General features: G+C 68.4%; 20 protein-coding genes. 6 read left to right on the top strand and 14 right to left on the bottom strand.

Annotation, left to right across the window (positions count from 1 at the left end; genetic code table 11):
* Window positions 1-13: 13 nt before the first annotated feature.
* The 3 genes from DVK44_RS25445 to DVK44_RS25435 are packed head-to-tail and all read right to left on the bottom strand — an operon-like array spanning window position 14 to window position 2,332.
* Window positions 14-1,054, bottom strand: coding sequence for a methionine synthase (locus DVK44_RS25445; protein WP_114662184.1), 1,041 nt, complete (start codon window positions 1,052-1,054; stop codon window positions 14-16).
* Window positions 1,051-1,740, bottom strand: a complete 690-nt coding sequence (locus DVK44_RS25440) for an SDR family oxidoreductase (RefSeq protein ID WP_114662182.1) — start codon at window positions 1,738-1,740, stop codon at window positions 1,051-1,053. The genes DVK44_RS25445 and DVK44_RS25440 overlap by 4 nt, the downstream gene beginning before the upstream one ends.
* Before the next feature lie 52 nt (window positions 1,741-1,792).
* Entirely contained in the window at window positions 1,793-2,332 is a 540-nt protein-coding gene (locus DVK44_RS25435) for an LOG family protein (protein ID WP_114662180.1), read from the bottom strand.
* Between the two features lie 126 nt (window positions 2,333-2,458).
* Between DVK44_RS25435 and DVK44_RS25430 the strand changes: the two genes are divergently transcribed.
* Window positions 2,459-2,794: a DUF427 domain-containing protein gene (locus DVK44_RS25430; RefSeq protein ID WP_114662178.1), complete on the top strand. Its 336-nt coding sequence runs from the start codon at window positions 2,459-2,461 to the stop codon at window positions 2,792-2,794.
* Between the two features lie 99 nt (window positions 2,795-2,893).
* On the top strand, window positions 2,894-3,706 hold the full coding sequence (locus DVK44_RS25425; protein WP_114665434.1) for an alpha/beta fold hydrolase: 813 nt from the start codon (window positions 2,894-2,896) through the stop codon (window positions 3,704-3,706).
* A gap of 817 nt (window positions 3,707-4,523) precedes the next feature.
* Here DVK44_RS25425 and DVK44_RS25415 read toward each other — a convergent pair.
* A complete protein-coding gene (locus DVK44_RS25415) occupies window positions 4,524-5,132 on the bottom strand; it encodes a hypothetical protein (RefSeq protein ID WP_114662174.1) in 609 nt (202 codons plus the stop codon).
* Between the two features lie 862 nt (window positions 5,133-5,994).
* On the opposite strand from DVK44_RS25415, the gene DVK44_RS25410 reads away from it, so the two are divergent.
* Window positions 5,995-7,335, top strand: a complete 1,341-nt coding sequence (locus tag DVK44_RS25410; protein ID WP_114662172.1) for a tetratricopeptide repeat protein — start codon at window positions 5,995-5,997, stop codon at window positions 7,333-7,335.
* Window positions 7,336-7,403: 68 nt separating this feature from the next.
* On the opposite strand, the gene DVK44_RS25405 is transcribed toward DVK44_RS25410, so the two are convergent.
* From DVK44_RS25405 to DVK44_RS25380, 6 genes are all read right to left on the bottom strand, one after another.
* On the bottom strand, window positions 7,404-7,901 hold the full coding sequence (locus tag DVK44_RS25405; RefSeq protein ID WP_181957525.1) for a phage terminase small subunit P27 family: 498 nt from the start codon (window positions 7,899-7,901) through the stop codon (window positions 7,404-7,406).
* A gap of 561 nt (window positions 7,902-8,462) precedes the next feature.
* The gene (locus DVK44_RS25395; RefSeq protein ID WP_114662169.1) at window positions 8,463-9,305 is read right to left on the bottom strand and encodes a phage major capsid protein; all 843 of its coding nucleotides are present in this window, start codon (window positions 9,303-9,305) and stop codon (window positions 8,463-8,465) included.
* Between the two features lie 47 nt (window positions 9,306-9,352).
* On the bottom strand, window positions 9,353-9,805 hold the full coding sequence (locus DVK44_RS25390; RefSeq protein WP_114662168.1) for a hypothetical protein: 453 nt from the start codon (window positions 9,803-9,805) through the stop codon (window positions 9,353-9,355).
* Window positions 9,806-9,907: 102 nt separating this feature from the next.
* Window positions 9,908-10,327, bottom strand: a complete 420-nt coding sequence (locus DVK44_RS36500; protein ID WP_162794050.1) for a hypothetical protein — start codon at window positions 10,325-10,327, stop codon at window positions 9,908-9,910.
* Window positions 10,328-11,379: 1,052 nt separating this feature from the next.
* Complete coding sequence (locus tag DVK44_RS25385) at window positions 11,380-12,966, bottom strand: recombinase family protein (protein WP_162794048.1); 1,587 nt, start codon at window positions 12,964-12,966, stop codon at window positions 11,380-11,382.
* A 903-nt stretch (window positions 12,967-13,869) separates the two neighbouring features.
* Complete coding sequence (locus DVK44_RS25380) at window positions 13,870-14,772, bottom strand: LysR family transcriptional regulator (RefSeq protein ID WP_114662166.1); 903 nt, start codon at window positions 14,770-14,772, stop codon at window positions 13,870-13,872.
* A 176-nt stretch (window positions 14,773-14,948) separates the two neighbouring features.
* Between DVK44_RS25380 and DVK44_RS25375 the strand changes: the two genes are divergently transcribed.
* Window positions 14,949-15,884, top strand: coding sequence for an SDR family oxidoreductase (locus tag DVK44_RS25375; RefSeq protein ID WP_114662165.1), 936 nt, complete (start codon window positions 14,949-14,951; stop codon window positions 15,882-15,884).
* Between the two features lie 79 nt (window positions 15,885-15,963).
* Complete coding sequence (locus tag DVK44_RS25370; RefSeq protein WP_181957524.1) at window positions 15,964-16,632, top strand: NADPH-dependent F420 reductase; 669 nt, start codon at window positions 15,964-15,966, stop codon at window positions 16,630-16,632.
* 77 nt (window positions 16,633-16,709) lie between these two features.
* Here DVK44_RS25370 and DVK44_RS25365 read toward each other — a convergent pair whose 3' ends face one another.
* Together DVK44_RS25365 and mnmA are read right to left on the bottom strand one after the other, a co-directional pair.
* Window positions 16,710-17,849, bottom strand: coding sequence for a hypothetical protein (locus tag DVK44_RS25365; protein WP_114662164.1), 1,140 nt, complete (start codon window positions 17,847-17,849; stop codon window positions 16,710-16,712).
* A gap of 145 nt (window positions 17,850-17,994) precedes the next feature.
* Entirely contained in the window at window positions 17,995-19,128 is a 1,134-nt protein-coding gene (mnmA, locus tag DVK44_RS25360) for a tRNA 2-thiouridine(34) synthase MnmA (protein ID WP_114662163.1), read from the bottom strand.
* Between the two features lie 75 nt (window positions 19,129-19,203).
* Between mnmA and DVK44_RS25355 the strand changes: the two genes are divergently transcribed.
* Window positions 19,204-19,899 carry an N-acetylmuramoyl-L-alanine amidase gene (locus tag DVK44_RS25355; RefSeq protein WP_114662162.1) on the top strand — a complete coding sequence of 232 codons (696 nt, stop codon included), beginning with the start codon at window positions 19,204-19,206 and terminating at the stop codon, window positions 19,897-19,899.
* Window positions 19,900-19,957: 58 nt separating this feature from the next.
* Here DVK44_RS25355 and DVK44_RS25350 read toward each other — a convergent pair whose 3' ends face one another.
* Both DVK44_RS25350 and DVK44_RS25345 read right to left on the bottom strand, forming a co-directional pair.
* Window positions 19,958-21,121: a cysteine desulfurase family protein gene (locus tag DVK44_RS25350; RefSeq protein WP_114662161.1), complete on the bottom strand. Its 1,164-nt coding sequence runs from the start codon at window positions 21,119-21,121 to the stop codon at window positions 19,958-19,960.
* A gap of 621 nt (window positions 21,122-21,742) precedes the next feature.
* Window positions 21,743-22,576, bottom strand: coding sequence for a thioesterase family protein (locus tag DVK44_RS25345; RefSeq protein ID WP_114662160.1), 834 nt, complete (start codon window positions 22,574-22,576; stop codon window positions 21,743-21,745).
* Between the last annotated feature and the right edge of the window lie 3 nt (window positions 22,577-22,579).

Below are 22,579 nucleotides of genomic sequence, written 5' to 3'. Positions count from 1 at the left end.
GTCGCCGGAGCCGTCACTCAGGGTTGTCCACGAGGGATCTCGCGGCCCTGACACAGAACGCCTGCGCGGCACGGGCGTACGCGGGAGAGGCCCCCGCCAGCCCACAGGCCGGAGTGAGCACCACGGACTCCGCGAGAGTCCCCGGATTCAGCCCCAGCCTGCGCCACAGCGTTCTGACACCCATGACGCTACCGGCAGGGTCTGACAATGGGCCGTCGGTACCCGGCACGATTCCGGCGAAGAGTTTCGTACCGCCCTCCACCGCCTCCCCGATCGTCTCCTCATCACGCTCGGTGAGCAGACCGAAATCGAACGAAACCGCCGCCGCGCCCGCCCGCCGCAGCAGCGCGAACGGCACGTCCGGCGCGCACGAGTGCACGACCGTCGCCCCCGGGCAGAGCGCGGTCAGCTCGCGCAGCGCGCTCTCGACCACCTGCCGGTCGACCGCGCGGTGGGTGCGGTAGCCGCTCGCGGACCTGACGTGTCCGCGCAGAACGGCGGTGAGGGACGGCTCGTCGAGCTGGAGCACGGGTACGGCCCCGGGCACCCGGCGCCGTACCTCCGCGAGATGGCCGGTGAGCCCCTCGGTCAGCGAGGCGGCCAGGTCCCGGCAGGCTCCCGGGTCGCTCAGCGCCGACTCGCCGCCGCGCAGCTCCAGCGCGGCGGCCAGGGTCCACGGGCCGACGGCCTGGATCTTGAGCGGTCCCTCGTACCCCTGGGTGAACTCCTCCAGCGCGTCGAGATCCTCCCCCAGCCAGGACCGGGCGCGCTTGGTGTCCCGGCCGGGCCGGTCGCCGATCCGCCAGCCGCTGGGCTCCACGCGCGCGTAGACCTCGGCCAGCAGTCCGGCCGTACGGCCGATCATGTCGGCGCCGGGGCCGCGCGCGGGCAGTTCCGGCAGATACGGGAAGGACTCGAAGGCGCCGGTGGCCGTCTTGGCGGCCTCCCGGGCGTCACCGCCGGGCAGCGAGCCGACGCCGGTGGCGGGGCCCCAGCCGATGGGCTTGTCCCGCGCGGTGTCGTGGGCGTTTTCGTGGACGTTTTCGTCGCTCATCGGCCCGGCCTTACGGTGATGTCGTCGATCTGCGCGTCGCGCGGCAGGTCGAGGGCGGTGAGCAGCGCGGTGGCGACCGACTCGGGGTCGATCCAGCGGGTGGGGTCGTACTCCTTGCCCTCCTGCTGGTGGACCTTGACCTGCATGGGGCTCGCCGTACGGCCGGGGTAGACGGAGGTCACCCGTACCCCGTGGGGGCGTTCCTCCTGGCGCAGCCCGTCGGCCAGCGCCTTGAGGCCGTGCTTGGAGGCGGCGTACGCGCTCCATCCGGCGTGGGTGGCGAGCCCCGCGCCCGAGTTGACGAAGATCACCTGGCCGCGGGAGACCCGGAGCTGGGGCAGCAGGAGCCGGGTCAGCTCGGCGGGCGACACGAGGTTGACGTTCAGCTGGTGGTGCCAGGACTTGGGGGTCAGCTCCCCGACCTGTCCCAGGTCCACGACGCCCGCGATGTGCAGGAGCGAGTCGAGGCGGTCGGGCAGTGACTGCTGGGCGAGCGCCCAGGAGAGCCGGCCGGGGTTGTCGAGGTCACCGACGAGGGTACGGGCGCCGGGCAGACCCGCGGCGAGTTCCTTCGCGCGGCCCGCGTCCCGGGCGAGCAGCAGCAGGTCGTCGCCGCGCTCGTGGAGCCGGCGCGCGACAGCGGCGCCGATGCCCGAGCCCGCACCGGTGATCAGATGGGTAGCCATGCGGTCATCGTCGCATCACCCCGGCCACCCCTCGCACCGTCACCGCACGCCGTCACCGCACGCCGGCGGCCTCCTCCAGGTGCGCGAGGGCGCTCACCCCGTCCTCGGCGAAGAACACCAGGTCGCTGAGGGGCAGCGGCAGGAAGCCCTCGTCCTCCATGCGGTGGAACTGCTGCTTCAGCCCGTCGTAAAAGCCCGCCGTGTTGAGCAGCACCACCGGCTTGGTGTGCACGGCGTGCTTCTTCAGCTCCAGGACCTCGGTGGCCTCGTCCAGCGTGCCCAGACCGCCGGCCATGATCACAACGGCGTCGGACCGGCCGAGCAGCAGCGCCTTGCGCTCCGCGAGGTCCTTGGCGACCACCATCTCGTCCGCGTCGGGCCGGGCCATGGCGCCGAGAAAGCCCACGGAGATCCCGACCAGCCTGCCGCCGGTCTCCGCCACACCGTCGGCAACGACCTTCATCAGCCCCGTGTCGGAGCCTCCCCAGACGAGGGTGTGCCCGCTCTTGCCGATCAGTTCGGCGAATTCGCGGGCGGGGCGGGTGTAGCGCTCGTCGAGGTCGGCGGCGGAGAGGAAGACACAGATATTCATGGGTGCACGGTAGGACGCGGGAAGAGTGGACCGCATCTATTTGCTGAACAGGGAGGGGCCGACGTACCCCTCCTTGTCCCTCCTACCCCTCGTATCCCTCGCATCCCTCAAAGAGGACGGATCACCATGACCGCGACCGCTGGACACACCATCACCGTCGAGCAGGGCACCGAGCACGTACGGGTCGTACGCGACGGACAGCTCCTGGCCGAGAGCAGCCGACCGCTGGTGCTGCGCGAGACCGGCTGTCCCGTCCGCTACTACCTGCCGCCGCAAGATGTACGGACCGAGCTGCTGACGCCGTCAGCGACCACCACCCACTGCCCGTTCAAGGGCGACGCGTCCTACTGGTCGCTGCCCGGCGCCCCGGATCTGGTCTGGGCGTACCCGACGCCCAAGGAGGAGGTCGCGCAGGTCAAGGACCACTTCTGCTTCTACGACACGGAGTTGGTGACGGCCTGAGGACCCCCTCTGGACGCGCCTCTTAAAGAAGGTGCGGAAAACTTTTCCGCGGACCGATGAGTTGAGCCGGGCGCCGGGGTCTGAACCCGCATGAACAACGTGTGCATGGTGAATTCGGGGGACGCCACCCCGATCGCGTTCCGGCGGACGGGCGAGGGACCGCCGGTCGTTCTGGTGGGGGGCGCGTTCAGTACGGCGGAGTCGGAGGCCCCGCTGGCGAAGCTGCTCGCGCCCGCGTTCGACGTCATCACCTACGACCGGCGCGGGCGCGGCGCCAGCGGCGACACCGCGCCGTACGCGGTGGAACGGGAGATCGAGGATCTCGCCGCCCTCCTCGGCATGGCGGGTCCGGACGTCTCCGTCCTCGGGATGTCGTCCGGCGCGGCCCTGGTCCTGGAGGCCGCGGCGGCGGGGCTGCCGATGGCGCAATTCGCGCTGTACGAGCCGCCGTACGTCCTCGGTGGCGGCGTTGACGGAGGCAGCGGCGGCATCAGCGGAGGCGCCGGCGCCGCGAGCGGCCCGGCCTACAGCGAGCGGCTGGCCGGGCTGCTGGCGCGGGGGCTGCGCGACGACGCGGTCGAGCTGTTCCTGCGGGCCGTGGGAACGGCGGGCGCGACGGTGGGCGGACTGCGCCGCTCACCGATGTGGCCCGACCTGACGGCGCTGGCCCACACCCTGGCGTACGACGACGCCGTACTGCGCCGGGGGCCCCTCCCCGCCGAGCGGCTGTCGGCGGTCCGGGTCCGCGCCATGGTCGTCGACGGCGGCGCCTCCCCCCGCTTCCTCCGCGACGCCGCCCGCGCCACAGCGGCAGCCCTCCCCCGAGGCCGCCACCGCACCCTGACGGGCCAGACCCACGAGGTGGCGCCGCATGTACTGGCACCGGTGCTGGAGGAGTTCTTCGCGGCATGAGACATACGAACCGTGCGGGTCAGTACCAAGAGGTAGACCGGGGTGTACGGGGGCGAGAAGCTGAACGCCAGGTGCCTGCCGGGCCGCCCCTCCTCCTGCCAGTGTCGCGCCTCCAGGGGAGGTGTAAAGGGCGCTCCTTCGTCGCGTCGGCTGCGCCGATTGCGCTTCGCTTCACCCTTGACACCTCCCCTTCCGGCGCGTGTACGGGAGAGGGGGGGCGGCCGGGGGGAGACCCTACACCCTGGGAGCTGGGAAAACACCGGGATCCGGGCATGCGAAAGCCCCGCTCGACACGTGGTCGAACGGGGCTGTTGCGCTGCTTCAGGACCGGGCTACCCCGCCCGTCGCGCCCTGGTCACGCGCTCCTCCCCAGGGCGGAGAACTGATCATCCGGGTACCGGTACGGGTACTCCACTCCCCGCGCCGCGAACTCGACGGCGAAGCGCCGTTCCCGCTGCACTGGGGTGAGTGGCATGGTCTCTTCGGCCCGGAAGATGGCTCGGGCGTCCGCAGAGCTGGGCCCGGTCCACGGCTTCGACCAGGGGGCAACCGTCGGAGCGCACGGCTCTGCGGGGACTGCTGAGGGTTCCGCGCGGCGCTTCCCGGTAGCGGGCAGCATGGCGGCGAGGATGAGGCGCAGGCATGCCACAAGGGCACGCGCGATAGAGTGACGCACGTCGGCAACTCCTGAGGTTGTCGGCCACGCCCCGGGAGTGTTGACGCACTCGCCGGGGTTTCTTTTTGATGTTGTGTCAGGGACCGTAACACCCCGGCACCGACACCGGGAAGTACCCACCAAACACGGCGGGTTGGCGCGCTACGGGAGATCGACGACCGTCACGCCGCGCAGTTCGCGGAAGAGCCGGGATGCGAGCATGCCCGGAAGTCTCTTCTTGCTGTACGCGGAGAGCACGTCATCCTCAGTGGTGACCCAACCGTTCAGCGTCAAGCGGTAGACGATCCCCGCCACCCCGTACAAGGGAGCTTTCCGAGCACGCAGCACGACGTACGGTCCGTGGCGCAGATGCGGACACTGCCGCGCCGACACCCGGGCGTGTTCGGCGCACACGGGCGGCATCGACGTGAGGGAACGCTCAGGCCATGTCGGCGGAGATTCGACGCGCTGCCAGTCGATGAACAGCCATCCCTGGCGGTTCCGGTCGGCGGGCTCCCCGCACACCTGACACAACATGTGTTCCATGCATTCGCGTTGACGGCGCGGGTGCATCGAGTGATAGAGAACCTTGCTCGGGCCCGGAGTCTCTTCCATGCGGGCCCACAAGTTCCCGTGCTTGTCACGGTCCCCGGGGCGCGTTTTCTTGTAGGCGAGCCGGTACCCGTTCGGGCTGTCCTCGATTTCCAGCTCTGATTGGAGCGTGGCTACTTCGGTACTGAGTAAGGCGACGTAGGGGGTTAACAGCGGCATGGGTCTTTGGCTCCTTGGCGGTACGTGTTCCCGTGCTGGTGCGAGGGCTACTTGTCGTGGGTCACAATCACGATGATGAGTACGGAGATTCCGACCCATACAACGGCGGCGGCGAGCGCCCAACCGGTCTCCTGCGTGGCACGCTTCACCACTGGATTTTTCCTAGCGTCACGTCCCCGCCGGCACATGTCCGGCAGGGAATTTTGAAGGTGTAGTGGCAGACGTCGCATCCCGCGAATCCGCAGCACACCGGGCACCAGACTTCACGAAATCCGATACATTCCCCGCAGTGCGGAGCCTTGCGCGGAGTTCCGGTATCGGCGCGGCGATTGCGTGCGGTCACCCGGGTCTCCGCCTGGTCCGGTCTCTCGCCTTTTCCAGATCGGGGCGGATGCGTTCCATGGCTGGACTGCGCGACCGGTCGTCGTCACCCGCGTACGGCGGGGGCGGCTTGTCCGGGCACTCAGGGTGTCCGCACTGGCACGGTGGCCACCGGAGCCCGGACCGCGTTGGCTGCCCTCTCACCGGGCTCACCACGTCTCACCCGGACCCGGCACGGAGAGCGCCAACAGCCGGAGAGCAACACGCGCCAGTACAGGACGAGTTGGCGCGGTGTAGCCACCACGGGGCACCCAGTCCGGGGCGAGCCCGTAGTAGCCACCGGCCCGGATGAGTTCACATAACAGGTCAGCGTCGCCACCTGCGGGTTTCGCTGGTTTCGCCTGGTCATCCATGGTCGCCCCGCCTCCTGAAGTGATCTCGACTCACTCAAGGCAACTTGACGACTACTCACAGCGCTACGCTTGTCACAGCGGCAGAACTTAAGACCCTTAAGAGCCATCTGCACGGGGAGTTGGTACCAGTGAAGACACCGGAGCCGAACACAGAACTTGAGCTGCTGTACCGCGAGAGCGGATGGTCGATGCGCCAACTCGCCCAAGCGATCAACCGCATCGGAACCGAACGCGGAACACCGCTCAAATACCAGGAACCTTCAGTCCATCAGTGGCTGAAGGGGCACATGCCCAAGGAGGGCGTACGGCCACTCATCCTGGAAGCGTTCGCCCGGAGACTGCTCCGCCCCATCACCCACGCCGAGGCAGGGTTCCCCGCACCCCCGAAAGAGTCGAACGCCCATCCGAGTACGGTGGAAGGGCTGATCGACCTGGGGAGGCATGACGTGGACCCGTCCCGCCGCAGCGTTGTCGGAGCAACCCTATTTTCTGTCGCCCTTACGGTTCCCAACTGGCCGGATGTCGTGGGGCGAATGGAAGCAGTGCAGATGGGCAAAACGCAGCGCATAGGGATGCATGAAGTTGAAATGGTCATCGCCATGACGGAGCGAGTATCAGAACTCGATGACCAATTCGGCGGTCGACACGCCCGACCGATGGCGGCGGCATTCCTCGTAAACACGGTCGCCCCATACCTGAAGGCCGATGCTTCCGAGGAAGTCCGTAAAGCGATGATGTCGGCAGCCTCCGACCTGTGCTATCTCACCGGATACATGGCTGTCGATGAGGGCATCCACGGATTGGCTCAGCAATACTATTTGAAAGCCCTGGAACTGGCCGGAGCTTCGGAGGATCATCTCACCTACTGCACCACGCTGCGTGGAATGAGCGTACAGGCCGTTGACCTAGGGCACGGAAAAGAGGCAATGCGGCTCGCCGATGCTGCCGCAGCAGCCTCCCCACAGGCTGGCCCTCGAATGCGCGCTTTCTTGGCTGGGCAACAAGCTCACGCGGCGGCACAAATCGGAGAGCGCTCTAAAGCGCTGGGATATCTCAACGAGGCCGAAATTGCTATGGAAAAGGCCGAGTCCCGATCCAAGCCTTTTGGATCCTACGATCCGTCATCCCTGAATTATCATGTCAGTCAAGTTCGCTATGAACTAGGCGATGTCGCAGGGTCAATCTCCGCCATGGAAAACTCTAATCAGTTGCGATATGCCGTGTATCGGCGAGCACGCGTCCGGCATCTCTCGATTCTCGCAGAACGGCAACTCGAAATTGGCCACCTAGAGGCAGCGTGTGAAACTTGGAATCTCGCCCTGGACGACTATCCATTGATCCAATCCGGGCGAGCGGATCAAAGAATCGCGGGCATGTATAAGCGAATCCGTCCACACATCAAAAACCACGCTGCCCGAGATCTATACGACCGTGCGCGACTAGTAACCCCCGCCGCGCTAGCAGTCTAAACAGCAAGCCCCCGCACTCGTTTCCCCTAGACAGGGCAGCAAGTGCGGGGGCTCCGTGTCGCTGTGCGTCAGTCCCAGATATCCGAGTCGTCATCATCGAATTCCGGGGCAGTAATAGCGGTCCGCGCGCTCGGCGAGAGGCCCAACTCTCTGATGTACCGGGCGAGTTGCGTCCGGTACTGCGCTGCGATCGTCGCGGCGCCGTTCTTCACCGTTCCGCGCTCGGCGGTCACCATCAGCCCGCGCTCTGAGAGATCCCGTTCCGCCTGGTCGATCCGTGCGACGCACACGCACAAGTCTTTGACGGTCGCATGGTCTACTTCGCCAATACCGGCGGCAACTTCCAACACCGGTACTACGCGCCGCCATTCGACAGAAGCCATATCGCGGCAACGCTCGTTCGCTGATTCAACGGCAGGATCGGGTGAGGTCTTGAAAACCTCGCTCCAGTCCGGTTCGGTGAGGATTGCGCGAGGGATTACCACTCCCTCTTTGATCGATGTCTTTGACGGGTTACCTTCGCGCGCCCGCTGAACAGCAGACATGGGCCGGTATCGGTCGGCCATAAATTCTCGCTTCCTTTTGATGCGTTCGATTAGGGCCCCAAAAACGCCTTCAGCTCCGGAGAGAGTTTTTCTCCTCCCTCTCGTGCAGGATCGCGAGGGGCAGGGGGTACCCGCCTGGTCAGAACGGCGGACGCTCGCCGGCCTCACGACGGGATTTCGCTTCAGCAGCGAACCCACCAGGCTGCTTCCGGGCCGTTTCGCGGTTATGGCACGCGACACACAACGGCCGAAGATGCTTCGGAGTATCCGGATTCAAAACACCCTGCGCGAGCAACTCGCGGCGTGACAACGGGAAATGGTCCGCCACGTTCGCCAACCGGCCACACAACACGCACCACGGGTTCGCGTACAGGTATGCACGGCGGATACGGGGCCACAGTCGCCCGTACGCACTCGTCCCTGGTGTCACGCGTTGTGCGGTCGCTTCCCGCTCATGGGCCGCACAACGGCCACCCGTGGTCAGTTCGGGGCACCCGGGGATGGTGCAGGGGGTACGGGGTTTTCGGGGCATGGGGTCCTTCCGGGCCGGGGGCTCATTGGTGAACCCCCGGCCAGTCGTTGTTACTCGGATGCGTTCTGAATACGGACGTGTGCGCCCTCCACTGGGAAGCCGAAAGCGACTCGCATGGTTCCCTTTACCGCTACGCGGTCGCTGGTGAAGAAAACAGACTTGTCCACGTCGAGCCGGGTATCAGTACGGACGATGGTGAGAATTTCTTCCCGACTGATTCCGTAAACAATGTCCGGCTGTGCGAATGGCGACACATACACCGGCCGTCCGAGGATCTGCCGCCGTCCCTCCATTGTCATATCCGTGTTGAGTAGACTCCGGTTCGAGTTGGTCTCATCTTTGAGCTTGGCGATTTCCAGCGCTGTGGTTGCACTCATCACCCAAGCGGTGATGTTTCCTCCCGCAGACTCCGAGAGGGAAATAGCTTCCTCGAACGGGTCCAGATTCGCGTAAACGACCGGGGCCGCCACCTTCGAAATCCCCTTCAACGAACCGAGACCGGCCGGGTTCGGATCGGAAAGAGCATTCAAGAGTGCGTTGTCCACGCTCTTGGATATCTGGCGTGCAATCGAGCGGCCTACCTGCTCCCCTGCGGATGGAGAACTGTCCTCGGCCATTTCGCGGCTGATGATAGTGAGCCCCGCGAACTTGGCGGGCTTCACCTGGTTCTCATCAAACTTCGCATCCGACGGAGTGATCTCCGCACCTTCAGCTACCGCACCAACGGTCACATCGTCTACCAGCATCGGAATGCGGTAGACGTTGCTGGACGTGTTGATGACAGTTCCCAGCTTCATAGCCAGGGAAAGTTCTTTTACCGGCTTCTCAACCAGCGCCCCGTACTCGTCAGGCAGAATGCCCTGAACTCCGGGCGTGTACGTGTTGATAGACATGTTTACCTCTGTTCTTTCGGGCGTGTCGGAATCAGTGCTTCGGCGTGTCAGTAGCTGGAGCCCCGCAGGGCTGACTTCCAATCGGGCGTGTCGTGGTCATAGGAAGCACGCTGTCCGCCGCCGACGTCACCCCAGAACGGCGGATTTACGGCAAGCATCGGACGGGACTTCAACAGCGCGTCAATTGCTTCGGTGGTCTTCTCTTCGCTCACGTACCCGGCATCGTCGAGCAGGTCGGAAATCTGATGCTTCCCGAGATCGAAAATATCCGAGGCAACAGCAAGCCGCTCTTTTGCGAAGTGTTCAACCTCTCGCATCAGCATGGTTTCGATTCGGCTCTGTGCTACCTCAAGCTGAGCGCGCATCTCGTCAAGCTCCGGAACGGGTGCTATCTCATTCCCATTGCTTTCTGCGGTGACACGCTCGGTGGCAGTCTCCGGGGATTCCTGGCCGGCTCCCGGCTGGACTTCCTTGCTGCTGACGTTCTCGATATCGCTCATGTGTTTTCGCTGTCTCCGTCCGTGCTGAACGAGGACAGCCCTCCTTACTGTTGTTCGGGCATGAAAAAGCCCCCGTGACATGTCAGGGGGGAACTGGTCTCGCTACGCGGCTTGTTCGGCTACGCGCTTCCGGTAAGCGGCCTGTCTACAGCGGCGCGTACAGAAACGCTTGGGTCGCCCTCTGCCGGTCCAACCGGCGGGCTCGCCACAATGGGCGCACTCTGCCGTCATACGGTCCTCTCGCGCGAACTCAGCGGCTTCGAGGATGTCTTCCTGCGCGTTGATGCAGACGAACCCTGCTTCGTCGTTGTAGTCGCAGTACCGCTTGCGCGGGTGCCACACTTCGAAGAGTTCCCCGCACAGCGGGCACGGCTTCATGGGCGGGCGGGTCGTGGTGCGCTGTTCGGCGCGGTATGCGGCCTGTCGGCATGCCGGAGAGCAGTAGCGTTCCTGTCTGCCGGTCAGGTACTCGCCGCAGCGTCCGCAGTTGGTCAGTTGGTTGTCGGGCGCGTAGTAGCCCAAGAGGGCTCCCTCCGAGGGTCTGTTACAGAATCCGATGGTGTGGCGACGGTTCCTGTTTCTTCTTAAGTTTTCTTACTTCTTTCTATTTTGTGTTACTCGTCAAAAAGATTAGTAACAACAGCACTCCTCACCCCTCCTTCCGCTGCTGTTTCGCCCGGCGGCGGGCGGCCCACTCCCGGCAAGCGCCGGAGCAGTACAGGGGAAGCCGCCCACGACCCGCGTAGAGCACGGTGTGAGGGCAGCCGTCCCGTTCGCACACGGGGGCTCTGTACGGGCTCTCAGCGGCTCTCAGAGCCTCGCTCACGAACGCGTGTGCCTCGGCTGCTCGGTGGTCCCTCTCTGCCAGGGCGCGCGCCCGTGACCGTGCTCGCTTCAGCACACTGATGAGTGAGTCGTGCTGTGTCGTCATGTCGTCCTCCTGGGGTGTCCGTCTGCGGACGGTGGGGTTCGTCTCTCCCTGCTGTAGGGACCAGTGGTGTCCCGCATTACGTCACAGCGAGCGCGAGAGGTTGCGGTCCTTGCAGGGCGGGGCGAATTCCTCGGGCCGTCTGCGCGCGACGCATGGGTGCACCCTTGGTAGGGCCGGAGGGTTTCCTGCATAGCCATTCATCGCGGCCCCGCGCGCCTACCTGGGAGGGCATGAGGAAGCCCCGTAGTCTCCCGCGCCGTCTGGGGGGCAGATCGCGGCTCTACAGGGGCCGTTGCGCGACTTGGGGCGTTGCCGTCCGCCCCTCCGTGTCGATAGGTTCCCTCACTTGTAATAGAGGGCGGTAGGTTCCAGTAGAGCCATCGAAACCCGACATTCAAGGCCTGTGATTCACGTCTCATCTCCGGTTGGCCTGGTCGCATGCCCCCGGCGATCCGCCGCCTCTTCCCTGGGTTCTAGTGGAGAGCAGACCTTGCCCGGCCTCCTGAACGGCCCCTCGGTGATAGTAGGGACGGAGGAGTGCCTGCATTTCGGCGAGGAACGCCCCCGGCGGAAATTGTTCGGTAGGGGAAAGCCCCGGTGGCATTGGGGGCCGTCCGGGGCTCTCTCTGGCTTGCAGGGGCTGTTACGCGGCTTCGGTGTAGTCGTCGGTGGTGGGTTCGGGGGTGGCCCATTCGATGGTGACGCGCTGCTTGCCGTTGAACTTGATTCCGCGTTTGGCTGCTTTGGTGACGTGGATGGTGTCGATGGCGAGGCCCAACAGGTCGCGTCGCGTGGCGGGATCGGAGCCTTCCCACTTGGTGAGCGCGTCGCCGTCCATGAGGACCGAGACATCGACTCGCGTGTCTCCGGTGAGTTCCCGGATGCGTGCTTCGGCCTTGTCGAGTCGGCGTTCGGCGGCGTTCTTGTGGGGGATGCGGTAGCGGGCGCTGCGTCCGGTGTAGAAGTCTGCTGCGTCGTCGGCCATGAACTTGTCGAGTTTGGCTTGTGCGGCTTTGAGTTCGGCGCGTGCGTCCCGGACTGTCTGTGTTTCTTCGGGGCGGGTGAGTGCCTGCCACCGTTCGGCTACGGCGATCATGAGTTCGTCTTCGTCGCCTGTCTCGCCGAGTTTCGCGGCCCATTCGGCGACGACGTACTTTTCCAGTGCGGTGCGGGTGGCGGACGCAGGTGCGGGGCAGTGCCCACCGCCCGCGTGCTGCTGGCACACGTAGGAGTCTGCGTCTTTGGACATGGCGTATCCGCATCCGGTGCAGCGGAGCCGTCCGGTGAGCGCGTGGAGGCTGCGTCCGGGGGTGGGCGCGGTGGTGTTGACGATGGTTTGGTGACCGCTGAGGATCCGCCGTGCGCGGGACGCTGTCTCGGCCGGAATCATCTCGGGCAGGACCGTGTCATCGACGCAGCGGACACGCTGTCCGGCTTCGTTGACGTAGTGCGCGGGCACCTTCCCGGAGTGCGTGAGGGTGAGCCATCCCTCATAGGCGGGGTGAACGATGATCGCCCGGATGCCCGCGCCGGTCCATGACTTCCCCGTGGATGTGCAGATGCCCTCGGCGTTGAGCTTGCGGGACAGGGCACGCGAGGACACGCCCTCGGCGATCTCCTTGAAGATGCGGACGACTACTTCCCACGGGGAGATCTCGCGGCGGCCCTCAATCAGGCACAGGTACGGGGCACGGTTGGGGGAGAGCCGGCGCGTGTCCGGGTGGGCGACCAGGCCGAACGGCGCTTTGGCGAGCCAGCGTCCTTCGTTGCGCTGCCTGTTCTTCGTACCCCGCACGTTGTGGGACAGGCGCTGGGAGTATTCGCGGGCGTTCTCCGCGCGGTCGATGATCCATCGGCGGTCGCGCTCGTCCATCGAGTCGAGCCGCTCGTAATCGAAGATCACACGCGCTTTGCCGAGGATCGGCACCACGGCTTCGGCACCCTTGCGGCTGAACCGGTCGAGCGCGTAGCACCAGAGCGCGGGGACCTCTCCGCCGAGGACGGCGTCCATGGCTGCGTCATACATGGGCCGCTTCACGTCCGACCAGGCAGACAGGTTCTCCTTCCACACCCGCCGCACCCGGTAGCCGTTCTCAGCGGCCCACGCACGGCCCCGCTCCTCCTGCGCACGGATGGAGAGGGCGCGCTCCCCCTCGCGGACGATCTTGGACTTCCTCAGCAACAGGTCGACTTCGGGCCGGTCGTCGGGCGTGCTCGCTACGTTGTTCATACGGTCTGTAGGGACCGAGAGGTGCCTGCCGCGCGTCGCTGTAGCCATGTAAAACCCCTTGTGACCAGCGGAAACGGTCCGCCGCCCGAGTGCTCCCAGGGTGTTGGGTTCACTGGGGGAGGGGGCCCAAGGGGTCCGCTGTTCTGCCACTCGGCTCAGGGTCCGGCGGCCCGGTGGACCCTGCGGGGCTGCGCGGCAGAGGAATGGGGCGGTCCCACACCGGCTCGGCGGCTGACGGTCCGCTGTGTGCTGAGACTCAAGCCCCGCTGGGCGCCGTTGTGTGGGTTGTGGGGTTACTGAGACGCGGGTGGCGGCAAGTGGGCCGCTGAAGGCCGTCCATGCGTCGTGGAGTGCTCCTAATGCACCTGAGGACACATGTACCGCCTGAGGAGAGCCCCAACGGGTCACCAAACTAGTCCATATAGGACATGCAGGCAGGGCATCCGGCCCGCAGACCCGGCCGGGCCGCAGAACCCACCCGCCTTCCGGGCACCACAACACAACAGTGACCAGCGGGGCTTGAGTCTCAGCAAACAGCGGACCGTCAGCCGCCGAGCCGGTGTCGGACCACCCCAATCCTCTGCCGCGCAGCCCCGCAGGGCCCACCCGCCCGCCGGACCCTGAACCGAGTGGCAGTACGGCACCACCCCCCGGGCCCCCTCCCCCCGGCCGCCCCCTCTCCCGTACACGCGCCGGAAGGGGAGGTGTCAAGGGTGAAGCGAAGCGCAATCGGCGAAGCCGACGCGACGAAGGAGCGCCCTTTACACCTCCCCTGGAGGCGCGACACTGGCAAAAGGAGGGGCGGCCCACCCCGCACCAAGCGCCCAGCACCTCACCACCGGCCCACCCCAGTTACCTCTTTGGTACTGACCCGCACACGCCGGAATTGAGCGACAAGCATTCCTAGAAAACGGCGCCGTTTCCCTGTTGCCACATTTCGTAGTTTCCGCACTCCGCCGTGATCTCGGCCGCCGACTGCGCCGCCGTGAAGAAGTCGTCCACCACCGGCGAGGTGCGTGTTGCCGCCATGGCCAGGCATACCTGGTCGGGGGCCAGGTCCGGGACGGGTACGTAGCTGATGTCCGGGTGTGAGTAGAACACCGTTGCAGAGCGGGCCAGGAACGAGACGCCTCGGCCGGCCGCGACATGTTCGAGTGTCTCGTCGACCCCGCGCACCAGGTACCCGGCGTTGGGATGCGGGCGGCGGGTGGGTTGGGTGTTCGGGTCAGCGTGCCAGACCAGTGGTTCGCCGGCGAGGTCGGCCTCGGTGATCTGCTCCCGGCCGGCCAGTTCGTGGCCGGCGGGCAGCACCGCGACCCGTGGCTCGGTGTACAGCGGGGCGACGCGGAGCCCGGCCTCGTCGATGGGCAGCCGCACATAGCCGATGTCGATACGGCCGTCGAGCAGCATCGGGGCCTGATCGTCCCCGTCAATCCGCTGTACGTCCACGATCACCTCAGAGTGCCGCTCGGCGAACAGCCGGACCGCCGGGGCGACCGGGATTCCCGCCCGGAAGCCGACCATGATCCGCCGGCTGCCGCGCGCGGCCACGGTCACCCGGTGGCGGACCGCGTGCGCGGAGGCCAGCAGTGGGCCGGCGTCGGTCAGCAGTTGGCTGCCGGCGTCGGTCAGGGCCACGCCGTGGCTGTCCCTCGTCAGCAGCGGGGTGCCGAGATCGTGTTCCAGCGCGCGGATCTGCCGGCTGAGCACCGGCTGCGCGATGTGCAGCTCATCGGCGGCGCGGCCGAAATGCAGCTTTTCGGCGACGGCGACGAAGTAGCGCAACTTGCGCAGATCCAGATCCATGGGGCCTCCCGGTCCGGGCGATGCCTCCAGGGTATCGCCACAGCTGAAAGAGGTCTTGGACAGCCCGCTCAGGCCAATGGCACCCTCAAATAGACACCTCACACAGTGAATTCAGAATACAAGGAATTCGGCGCAAGGAATTCCACCCACATCACGCACAAGGAGCAGCCGCTAACATGCGCGTATTCGTTACTGGCGGGACCGGCCATTCCGGTTCCTATATCGTCCCCGAACTCATCGCCGCCGGGCATGAGGTCACCGGCCTGGCCCGGTCGGACACCGCCGCGGCGGCGCTGTCCGCTCTCGGTGCGAAGGTGCGTCGTGGCGGCCTCGACGATCTCGACGGGCTCAAGGAGGGGGCCGCCGACTCAGACGGGGTCGTCCACGTCGCGCACCGGCAGGATCTGCTTCCCTCCGGCGGGCTCGACGCCGTGGCCGCCGCGGAGCTGCCGATCATGCTCGCGTACGGCGAGGCGCTGACGGGCACCGGAAAGCCGCTGGTCGCGGCGGGGAGCATCGGCTCGCCGGGGAACCTGGGCCGGCCGGTCACCGAGGAGGACCCGGCCCTTCCCGGCGGCGACGAGCACCGGGGCACCCTGCGCGTTCGCAACGTCGTGGAGACCGCCGTGATCGACCTCGCCGCGCGGGGCGTGCGGTCCTCGGTCGTACGGATCGCCAACATCGCGCACAGCACGACCGATCGCGCCGGCTTCCTCGTGCGGCTGATCGCGCTCGCGAAGGAGAAGGGGTACGTCGGCTACCCGGGAGACGGCGCGAACCTGTGGAACGCCGTGCATATCCGCGATACGGCCGCCTTGTTCCGCCTGGCACTGGAGAAAGGGCCGGCCGGCGCGTACTGGCACGCGGTGGCGGACGGGGGCATTTCGCTCCGCGAGCTGGCCGAGGCCATCGGCAGTCGTCTGGGCCTGCCCGTGGTGAGCGTTCCCGCGGATGTGCTGATGGTGCCGGGGTACTTCGGCTTCCTCGCGAACATCGTCACGCAGAGCTACCCGGCGTCCAGCCTCATCACCCGCCACACCCTCGGCTGGGAACCCACTCAGCCCGGCCTGCTCGCCGGTCTGGACAACGGCCATTACTTCACCGCCAGTTGACGGCACGGCAGGGACCCGCATCGCGACGGGCCCGGCACATCAACACAAGTTCGGCTCTTCTGGAAGGACGCTGGGAATCATGACGACTGTGGGCATCATCGGAAGCGGAAACATCGGCAGCACCCTCGCGCGGCTCGCCGTGGACGCCGGGCACCGGGTCGTGCTCAGCAACTCGCGCGGTCCCGAAACGCTCGCGGACCTGGCCGCGGACCTGGGGCCGCGCGCGTCCGCCGCGACCAGCGGGGACGCGGCGGCGGCCGGTGACATCGGCGTGGTCACCGTGCCGCTCGCCGCCTTCCCCGACCTGCCCGCCGCGCCGCTGGCCGGGAAGACGGTCATCGACACATGCAACTACGGTCCCGAGCGGGACGGGCACATCCCCGAACTGGACAGCACGTCGCTCACATCGAGCGAGCTGCTGCTGTGGAACATCCCGGACGCCCTGCTCGTAAAGGCGTTCAACAACATCTTCTTCAAGCACCTGCTGTCACTCGGCCGCCCGGCGGGGGCGGCTGACCGCTCCTACCTGCCGATCGCAGGGGACTCCGGGCCCGCGAAGGCGGCGGTGACCGCCTTCATCGAGTCCCTCGGGTACGGCGTGGTGGACGCGGGACCGCTGGCCGACAGCTGGCGGCAGGAGACGGGCACGCCGGTATGGGGGACGCCGTACGGGCCCTACTCGGACGAGAAGGGCCAGCCGGCCGGCGAGGACGCCATCCGCGCCGCACTGGCCGTCGCGACGCGGTGACCGCACTGCGTGAACCAGCACCGCGCCAACCCGCGACGCGGTAACCGCCAGCGAGCCCAGTCAACGAGGCCGCGAGGCTACGACCGCGTCGCCCTCCCGCACTCGTCCTCGGCGGACTCGGGCCGTCCGAGCGGCGCGCTGCGGTCGTACGGGTCGACCTCGGTAACGGACCCGTCCGTCTGAGGGGCCGTGCCGAAGGGCGGGGTGAAGTAGCCGGTGGGGGCGCCGCAGCCGCCGTTGGTCATGTCGTACTTGTACGAGACGATCGAGAACGTGCCCGGCTCGGTGATCACCTTGTCGGGGTCGTCCCAGCTCATGACCAGCTCGCGCCGGACGATCGTGCGCACTATCTCGTCGTCCTCGCTGACGGCGTCGTCGCCGCCGTCAGCATCGTCGCCGTCAGCGTCGCTCGCGTCCGCGCGGGTGACCGGGTAGACGAAGGTGACATCGGCGGTCACCTGGAGCGCGCCCTGCTCGCCCTCCTCGTACGTGAGCCGGCCCCGGGTCTTCACGACGTCGCCGACCAAGTGGGCCCGGGAGGGCTGGAAGCGGCTGAAAAGGAGGAGGGGGTCGTACTTCTCGCTCGGGGTCCGGAAGGCGGTCTTCAGAAGGGTCTGGACGTCCTTCTGATACGGGTTGATCAGCGCTATCGCCTTCTCGGGCCGCTCACCCCGCAGCACCCCGCGGTCCAAGGCGGACGCGACGAGGAAGTCCCGGCTGCGGGTCAGCGCCCGCCCGACCTCGGCGGCGCTCATCCAGCCGGTCCTCCCGGCCTTCGGCACCGTTATCCCCGCCGCTCCGCTCGCCCAGTTCACCGCCGGGGAGCCGCGGAACGGCTCGTCCGCGGTGGGGCGTTGGGCCGCCTCCACCGGGGGTGCCTGGGTGGGGCGCTCCGTCTCGGCCGTCGGCGGCGACGTGTCGGCGCCGCCGAACAGTCCCCCCGCCAGCCCCGGCACGAAGGCCAGGACCAGCAGCACCAGCGAGGCCGCCAGCCCGGCCACGTACCAGCCCGTACGCCGCTTGGGGCGCGCGGGCGTATAGGCGCGCCAGGGCTCCGGACCCCGGTCGGGCTCCGAGCGCAGCCGCTTCGCCACGTCGCGGGCCCGCGCCGACGGCTCCTTGGGCGCGTCGGCGGTACCCGCCACCGACTCGCGCAGAAACCGCTCCCACTCCTCGTCGGACCTGGACGAGCCCTCCGGCTCCGTACCCGCGCCCATAGCCAACCCCCTGGTCATCAGCGGACCGTGGCCCACTCCCCCGGGACACGAACCGCATAATGACACAGGGCACTGACAGCGGGTCCGCCGAGTGGCACCGGACCGCTGACCGCCAGGGCCAACGGGCTAGGGCCAACGGGCCCGTTCAGCCCGTCAGCGCGCCCGTGCGCCGCTGGGTCGTCGCGATCGTCGCCGAGCCGACGACGCGGGTGCCGTCGTACAGGACGATCGCCTGGCCGGGGGCGACACCGCGGACCGGGGCGTCGAAGCGGACATGGAGCGTGCCGTCGGTGAGTTCCGCGGTGACCGGCGTCTCGTCGCCGTGCGCGCGGAGCTGGGCGGTGTAGCCGCCGGGGCCGGCCGGGGCGGTGCCGCACCAGCGGGGCTTGAGGGCGGTGAGCGCGGTGACGTCGAGGGAGGCGGCCGGGCCGACCGTGACCGTGTTGTCGACGGGCGAGATGTCCAGTACGTAGCGCGGCTTGCCGTCGGCGGCCGGGTGGCCGATGCGCAGGCCCTTGCGCTGGCCGATGGTGAAGCCGAACGCGCCGTCGTGGCTGCCGACCTTCGTACCGGCCTCGTCCACGATGTCGCCCTCCGCCCGGCCGAGACGGCCGGCGAGGAAGCCCTGGGTGTCGCCGTCCGCGATGAAGCAGATGTCGTGGCTGTCGGGCTTCTTGGCGACGGCCAGACCGCGGCGCTCGGCCTCGGCGCGGATCTCGTCCTTGGTCGTCAGGGTGTCACCGAGGGGGAACATGGCGTGCGCGAGCTGCCGCTCGTCCAGGACACCCAGGACGTACGACTGGTCCTTGGCCATGTCGCTCGCCCGGTGCAGTTCGCGGCTGCCGTCGGGGGCGGTGACGACCGTGGCGTAGTGGCCCGTGCACACCGCGTCGAAGCCGAGGGCGAGCGCCTTGTCGAGAAGCGCGGCGAACTTGATCTTCTCGTTGCAGCGCAGACACGGGTTCGGGGTGCGGCCCGCCTCGTACTCCGCGACGAAGTCCTCGACGACGTCCTCGCGGAAGCGTTCGGCGAGATCCCACACGTAGAAGGGGATACCGATCACATCGGCGGCCCGGCGCGCGTCGCGGGAGTCCTCGATGGTGCAGCAGCCCCGGGCGCCGGTGCGGAAGGACTGGGGGTTCGCGGAGAGCGCGAGATGCACGCCGGTGACGTCGTGGCCCGCCTCGGCCGCGCGGGCGGCGGCGACGGCGGAGTCGACGCCGCCGGACATGGCGGCGAGGACGCGGAGCGGGCGGGTGCGCTGGGAATTCTGAGTCATAGCCCAACCAGGGTACGGCCCGGGGGAACCACATGCGCGCGAGAATGCGTTGACCGTCATATGGGCGAGAAATCAATGGGCACGGAGAGTCGCGGCACGCACCGGCGCGGCTCCGCCGACGGCCCGAAGGCCACCCGCAGGGCGGTCCTGATCGGCGGCGCCGCCGCGGTGGTCGGCGGTGGTGTGATGGCGCGCGAGGAGCTGTCGTGGGTCTGGCGGAAGGTTTCTGTGGGGCGCAAGCCGCGCAAGGAGGGTGAGCTTGATTACATCCCCGCCCAGTGGGTGGCCGCCTCGTCCGCGAACTGGCGGATGGCCGACCGCCCGGACGACTACCGGGTCGACCGCGTCGTGATCCATGTCGTCCAGGGCAGCTACGCGGTCGCGCTCAAGGTCTTCAAGGACCCCGGTCACGGCGCCGCCGCGCACTATGTGGTGCGCAAGGACGGCCATGTCGCGCAGATGATCCGTGAGCTGGACGTGGCATATCACGCGGGCAATCGCGGCTACAACGAGCGGTCGATCGGGATCGAGCACGAGGGGTTCGTGGAGAAGCCGGAGGACTTCACGGACACGATGTACCGCTCCTCCGCGCGGCTCGCCGCCGATATATGCCACCGGTACGGGTTCCCGGCGGACCGGGAGCACATCGTCGGCCATGTCGAGGTCCCGGGCACGGACCATACGGACCCGGGGAAGAACTGGGACTGGGACCGGTACATGGGGTTCGTACGGGAGGAGTACGCGCGCCAGGCGACCGCGCGAGCGGAGTAGCCCGGTCGTCCGAACGGTGGCGGAACCCCCTGCTCCAGGTTCCCGACCCGGCCCGCCGTCAGCTCAGGCCCGCGCTCCTGGCGCGGGCCACCGCCGGGCCGATGGCTTGCGCGACCGCCTCGACATCCGCGTCCGTGGACGTATGGCCGAGGGAGAACCGGAGGGTGCCCCTGGCCAGGTCGGGGTCGCTGCCCGTGGCCAGCAGCACATGGCTGGGCTGGGCCACCCCGGCCGTGCACGCCGAGCCGGTCGAGCACTCGATGCCCTGCGCGTCGAGCAGCAGGAGCAGTGAGTCGCCCTCGCAGCCGGGGAAGCTGAAGTGCGCGTTGGCGGGGAGGCGGTGGTCGGGGTCGCCGCCGAGGACGGCGTCGGGCACCGCCTCCCGTACGGCCGCCACCAGCCGGTCCCGCAGCGCGCCGACCTCCCGCGCGAACTCCTCGCGCCGCTCGGCGGCGAGCCGGCCCGCGACGGCGAAGGCCGCGACGGCGGGGACGTCGAGCGTCCCCGAGCGCACATGGCGCTCCTGGCCGCCGCCGTGCAGCACGGGCACGGGGGTGTACTCGCGGCCCAGCAGCAGGGCCCCGATGCCGTACGGGCCGCCGATCTTGTGGCCGCTGACAGTCATCGCGGCGAGTCCGGAGGTCCCGAAGTCCAGCTCGGTCTGGCCGAACGCCTGGACGGCGTCGGAGTGCAGCGGAATGCGGAACTCCGCCGCCACATCCGCGAGTTCTCTGATCGGCAGAATCGTGCCGATCTCGTTGTTGGCCCACATGACGGTGGCCAGGGCGACATCGTCGGGGTTGCGCTCGACCGCCGCGCGCAGCGTCTCCGGCGACACCCGGCCGTACGCGTCGACGGGCAGGTACTCGACGGTCGCGCCCTCGTGCTCGGCGAGCCAGTCGACGGCGTCGAGGACGGCGTGGTGCTCGACGGGGCTGGCCAGCACCCTGGTCCTGGCCGGGTCGGCGGCGCGGCGGGCCCAGTACAGGCCCTTCACCGCGAGGTTGTCGGCCTCCGTGCCGCCCGAGGTGAAGACCACCTCGCTGGGCCGTGCGCCGAGAGCCTCCGCGAGCGTCTCGCGGGCCTCCTCGACGGTACGGCGCGCCCGGCGCCCGGCGGCATGGAGCGAGGAGGCGTTGCCGGCGAAGCCGAACTGGGCGGTCATCGCCTCGATCGCCTCCGGCAGCATCGGAGTGGTCGCGGCGTGGTCGAGGTAAGCCATGGTGGTCACGATTCTACGAGCGCCACCGCGCCGGAACGCAGCAGGCCCACACGGCCCCCGGGCAGGGCCCCGACCGAAGCGCCGCGCGAGGCCCCCACGGAGCCCAGCAAGGCCGCCGCGTTGCCCCCGGCACGGCCCCCGGCTCGGCCCGCCGCTGAGCAGACCGCCCGGAGCCGGGCCAAGGGGCGCTCGGAGCCCGAGCGGGGCCCGGCGAGGACCGGCCTGGGCCACGCTGGGCCCAACAGGGGACCGACCAGGGGCCGCGGGCCCGCACGCAGCTTGGCCGGAACCCACTCAAAGCCCGAGCGGGACACCCGGCCGGGGCAGGCGTGGCCCAACAGAGCCCGGGCGGAGGCCCGGCGAGAACCCCCACGGAGCCCGAGCCGGGTCCGCAGGGGCGCGACCAAGGGCCGTACGAAGCCCGAAGCGAGGGCCGGTGTGACCCAACAGGGGCCGCGCGGAGCCCGAGCTGAGGCCCGGCGATCACCGCACGGAGCCCGAGCGGGGACCACGCAGGGCCCAGCAGGAGCCCGACCAGCGGCCGTACGGAGGCCCCGCCGGCGTCCGGGCAAGGGCCCGCGGCAGGAGAGCCGCACGCAGTCCGCGCCCGGCCTCCTGCCGTCAGCCGCGTGGTACGCGGGCCAGTTGGCGGGACTGGGCCACCAGGCGGTCCGCGCTGTCCCAGACCTCGGCGTCCTCCTCCAGGAAGCCGCCCGCGAGGTTACGGGTCGTTATGGCGACCCTGAGCGGGCCCGGCGCCGGCCGGCAGCGGATGTGGGCGGTCAGCTCGACCGTCGGGGTCCAGCCCATCAGGCCGAGGTCGAACGAGGTGGGCGGCAGCGCGTCCACCGTCAGCAACAGCGAGAGCGCGTCGGCGTCGCGGCCGTCCGCGAACTCGAACCAGGCGCGTATCTCGCCCTTTCCGGAGGGCGCGCCGAGCGCCCACCCGACCGTGGCCGGATCCATGCGCAGCGCGAGCCGGTCGATCAGCGCGAAGTCGCCGGGCGGCGGCGGGCCGTCCGCCGTGGTGACACAGCGCTCCGGGGGCGGGAACGCCGGCGGCTTCGCGGACGTCCGTACGTCGTCGGGGAGCGCGGCGAGGTCACCGTACGAGGAGAGGACCCGGATCCGCTCCACCTCGTGGCCGTCCTCGTCGGTCTGGAAGAGGGACGCCTGTCCGGTCGAGAGCGTCCGGCCGGTCCGTACGGTCTCGGTACGCACCACGGCCGGCCCCGGCTTCGCCGGGGTGAGGTAGTGCGCGGAGACGGCGATCGGGTCGGAGTGCGGCAGCGCGTCGCCGAGCGCGCGGCCGATGACGGCCAGCAGATGGCCGCCGTTGAGGACGTCCATCACCGTCCAGCCGGAGGTGAGCTGTACGTCGTAGACGCCTGGTTCGCGAAGGGTGACGGCGGTGCCGCGGTCGAACTCGCTGTCGCCGATGGATGCCTGAGCCATGGC

The organism is Streptomyces paludis (assembly GCF_003344965.1).
Classification (GTDB): Bacteria; Actinomycetota; Actinomycetes; order Streptomycetales; family Streptomycetaceae; genus Streptomyces; species Streptomyces paludis.
Note: the sequence above shows the minus strand (reverse complement) of the source record. Positions and strands in the feature narration are given on the sequence as shown.